At 65.3% G+C, this 3,895-nt stretch carries 4 protein-coding genes; 1 reads left to right on the top strand and 3 read right to left on the bottom strand.

What is annotated here, in order from left to right:
* Window positions 1-76 precede the first annotated feature (76 nt).
* A complete protein-coding gene (locus AAGD32_18410; protein ID MEM8876222.1) occupies window positions 77-682 on the top strand; it encodes a choice-of-anchor R domain-containing protein in 606 nt (201 codons plus the stop codon).
* Window positions 683-749: 67 nt separating this feature from the next.
* Here the strand turns inward: AAGD32_18410 and AAGD32_18405 are convergent, their stop codons facing one another.
* The 3 genes from AAGD32_18405 to AAGD32_18395 all read right to left on the bottom strand — a co-directional run.
* On the bottom strand, window positions 750-1,205 hold the full coding sequence (locus tag AAGD32_18405; GenBank protein ID MEM8876221.1) for a DUF5698 domain-containing protein: 456 nt from the start codon (window positions 1,203-1,205) through the stop codon (window positions 750-752).
* Window positions 1,206-1,240: 35 nt separating this feature from the next.
* Complete coding sequence (locus tag AAGD32_18400) at window positions 1,241-3,070, bottom strand: alpha/beta fold hydrolase (GenBank protein ID MEM8876220.1); 1,830 nt, start codon at window positions 3,068-3,070, stop codon at window positions 1,241-1,243.
* Window positions 3,071-3,251: 181 nt separating this feature from the next.
* The coding region (locus AAGD32_18395) for a hypothetical protein (protein MEM8876219.1) at window positions 3,252-3,895 on the bottom strand (644 nt) is incomplete at its 5' end.

Below are 3,895 nucleotides of genomic sequence, written 5' to 3'. Positions count from 1 at the left end.
GTGTACTCTGGGGCCGAGAGAGAAGTTTTGAAAACAGAGTTGTTTTCATAGAGAGCCACAAACTTGGAGAGAACCGATGAAGACCACGGCATTGGCTGTTGCGATCACGACAGTTGCTGGAACAGCATCGTCGCAGGACGTTCTGCTTGGCAATCTACCTGATACGTTCGGCACGGGCGGGTCTGTTGGACTCACAGAAACCCGGTCGAAGGCGGTTTCTTTCACCATCCCGGCTGGCCCGGGGTTCACGTTCGACGCACTGACGCTTGCGCTCGCGTCGTTTGAGGTCGGTGATACGGCGTTCGGACAGATCCGCGCATCCGACGGCACGAACAACCCGACCGAGACGGTTCTGTCGACGGTCTTCTATGATGGCGACGGCTCGGTCGGAACGCAGACGAACTCGCCCGATACACCATTCAGCTTCGTCGGCGGCGAGACCTACTGGCTCGTGGTCGGCAGCCTCCCCTCGGGCAGCAGCATCACCTGGTCACGCGCCCAGCCGGACATCACCCCCGCTGGGCTGGCAGACTTCGGCGAGTACCGATTCCGCGCGAGCACGACGTGGGGCAGCTCGTCGCAGTTCAACAATTTTGTGATCGAGGGCACGCTTGTCCCCGCACCGGCATCGGCCGGCCTGCTGGGTCTGGCGGGTCTGGCCGCGGCTCGCCGTCGACGCTGATTCGTTCTTACCCAGATCGTACCGAAAGCGGGGCCCGAGCGGCCCCGTTTTTTTCAGCCTCGATCTTCTACTTTCGAACGCCGCCGAAACGGATCCAGAGCAGCCGTGCTCTTGGGCCGCCGGCGTCGACGGCGTAGCCCGAGATTTTCTCGGCTCGCTCAACGGACAAGATCGCATCGGGCATGCTGGCTCGGATCCGCTCGAGAAGGTTGCCCACCTGCTTGCGGTGGACGATCCGGAAGCCGTTCGCGAGTTTATTCTCGATGGTTATGCCGACGGGTGTGCCCGTGGCAAACCCGCCGGCGAAGGCGACGATCGCCGCCGGGTTGTCCGGATGCTTGACCACGCCACCGACAGCAACGACCCAGATCATGACCTCGAGGAACCACAGCGTCGCCGAGGCGAAGCGGTGTTCCGAGATAACCATGATCATCCGGAGCGTGCCGAGCGACACGTCGAAGATCCGTGCAATGAAAACCAGCAGCGGGATCAGCCAAACAGAATGTCCGCCAAATTCGGGCATACGGGGTTTTCTCTGGACGGAGGAATATTTGCCTGTCAGTCGGCCCGCGCTTCATGCTCAAGCAGGATGCGTCGTACCTCGCGGATCGCGAGTGGGTGCTCGTGCGCGTTGTGGCCGGCGTCGATAACCAGTTCGGACGCAGCCCCGTCGATCAGGGCACTCTGGAGCGTCACGATGCCGTCCGAGCCGTCACCGTTGCGATTTCCGGCAATGGTGTGGTAGGGCACGGCGTCGCGGATCGGCAAGTTCGCATACGCGAGCAGGTGCGGCGAATCGGCACGAAGATCGTCGATACTCGACGGCACACCCTGCCAGAGCTGGTACGCGTTGTCCCGTGGCAAGCGGTCGCGTTCGGTGTCGAACCACCGGTCGACGGCGTTGAGGTCATCGGAGAGCCTGACGAGCGAGTCGCCCAGCCGTCCGAGCCACGACGAGGCGATCGAGCTCCCGCCGTGGGGGGTGGCGATGAAGATCGCACGGGCAATACGGGGGTCCGCGTTGTAGAAGAAGACGGTTCCGAGGTGCTCGCGGACGTCCTGCGGCATCGGCACATCACCGAATGGCTCCGGGTGCAGCGAATCCCAGAGCACATCGCCGCTGTCCTGAAGCTGCGCCTTGATCAGCAACCCGCCCATGCTGTGGCCCACGAGCACCATGCGGTCCATCGCCCGCGATTCGCGGTACGGATCGAGCGTATGCCGTGCGTTGCCGAGCGAGTCTCGCAGGAAGGACGCTGATCTGGGGATCGGCAGGCCAGAGGGATAGAGGAACATCCAGAACTGGTACCGCTCGCGGAGGACCGGATCGGAGCGGAGGTCGTTGAGCATGTCCCGCCAGGTCGCCGGGCTGGACCGGAGGCCGTGGACGAGCACAACGGGGATCTTGGTCGGGTCGTACGGCTCGTGCAGATAGATCCCGATGCGGTTCTCGCGGTCGCGCGCATCGAACATGCCGGTCTGTCCTTCGCCGACGAGCCGAGCACGGGCGAAGAGCGTGGCGATGGGCGCGGTGACATCGACCGAGAGCCTCAGCATGGAGCCGCGGTACTCGACGGCCCGGACCCGGTCGGTGTTCCAGAGATCGATCGCTGTCGGTATCGATCCATTTGCATGGGGCTCACCGAACCGCATCGTGACCGTGGCCGGTGCCATGATGCCCTCGGGCGGGATCAGCGGCTCGGTGCGTGGCGGCTCGGCAGCGGCCTGCTCGCGGACGGCGGTGACCGGTGCGCCGAAAGCCCGGACCCGGAAGTGGTGCCGCATGCCTGCGACTTCGATACCGTCGGTCGGGGTCAGCCTGTCGAAGAGGCCCGCGGGATACCGCATGCCGCGGGCCGGCGGGACGAGCGAGAGTTCAAAAGCGCCGCCCCGGCCCGTGAGTGTTTCGGTGCTGCCGGCTCCGGTCAGCCAGAGCTGGTCTGAGAGGTCGACAGCGCGGGCGACGGCTCGCCGGTACAGGCTGGCCGCGAAGGCGGACCGTGAATCGAGCAGGCCCAGGTCGCCGTCGATCGCGCGCTCGAGAAGGCGTTGTGCCTCGTGCGCGCAGGCCAGATAGAGCGTGGCGTCTTGCGGTGAAGCCTCGATCGCCGCGTCGAGCAGCAGCTCGGATGCGGCAAGCCTCCAATTCGCGTCGGGCTCGTCCTCCGCGAGTTCGCGCAGACGCTCGACAGCGCTGAGCGGGTCGTCCTCGGCCAGCGAGGTGAGCAGCACCCTGTCGAGTGCGTCGGCGGTGAAGCCGCTGAGTTGGGTTGAGGTCAGCCGCGTGCGGAGCTCGTCGCGGAGTGCTGCACCCGGCTCGCGCTCGGAGAGACGAACGTCGTTCGCGCAACCGATGACACCGAGCATGATCGAAGACGCGGTGAGCATTGCAACGAATCGCCTCATCTCGGGTGCTCCCAGATTTCGGCGCACGCCACACCACGCTACTCGATCATCGGCCAAGACTCACCATGCGTGAAGCGGCTGCCCGTCCCTCCGATGATTTGCGCACGCATGCACACGGATGTCGCAGCGTAGCCGGACTTCCTGTGCCTGAGAACCGTGCTTGTCAGCTGTGGCGGCTATCTTGGTTGTGGTTTGATGGTGTTGCTGGCGCGGCAGCGACTGCCAGCTCGCGCCGACGTCGCGCTGCGGCGAATACGAGTGGGCCGGCCAGAGCGAGGCTGCCGGGCGACGGGATCGGCTCGAACAGGCCGCTGATGAAGAAGCCGCTGACGAAGGTCGGCTCGGTGCCGGTGGCTTCGAAGGTGATCTCGATCGAGCCGTTTGCGTCGGCCGCGATGTCACCAAAGGCGAAGAGGGTTCCGGTGCCGGCGGGCCCGGTGGCGGCGGGGAAGAAGTCGATCGTCGTGTCGCCGACGGTCGCGGCGCCGCTGTTGCTGTCGCCGATGCCCGGCAGCGTGTTCGAGCTGAACGACGCGATCGTAAACAGCGCGCCGGGAGTCAGCCCGGCGTAGGCGAATGTGACCGAGGTGCCCGGCGCAAACTCGAAGAAATCCGCGGCAACCGAGGTCGCCGCGACGCCGTCAAACGTGTCGTCGCCGTTGGCCGAGCCATTGCCGATGAAGCCGTCGCCGACGATGTCGACGATCGAGAGCGTGACGTTTGTCTCCGCGCCGGCATCGGCGCCGAGGCTGACAAACAGGCTCGGCCCATCGGGATTGACCGCCAGCGGCACACCCACGCCGGTCT

The sequence above is a fragment of the Planctomycetota bacterium genome, from assembly GCA_039182125.1.
Classification (GTDB): Bacteria; Planctomycetota; Phycisphaerae; order Tepidisphaerales; family Tepidisphaeraceae; genus JBCDCH01.
The sequence above is the reverse complement of the archived record's forward strand: the minus strand, read 5'-3'. Positions and strand labels throughout refer to the sequence as shown.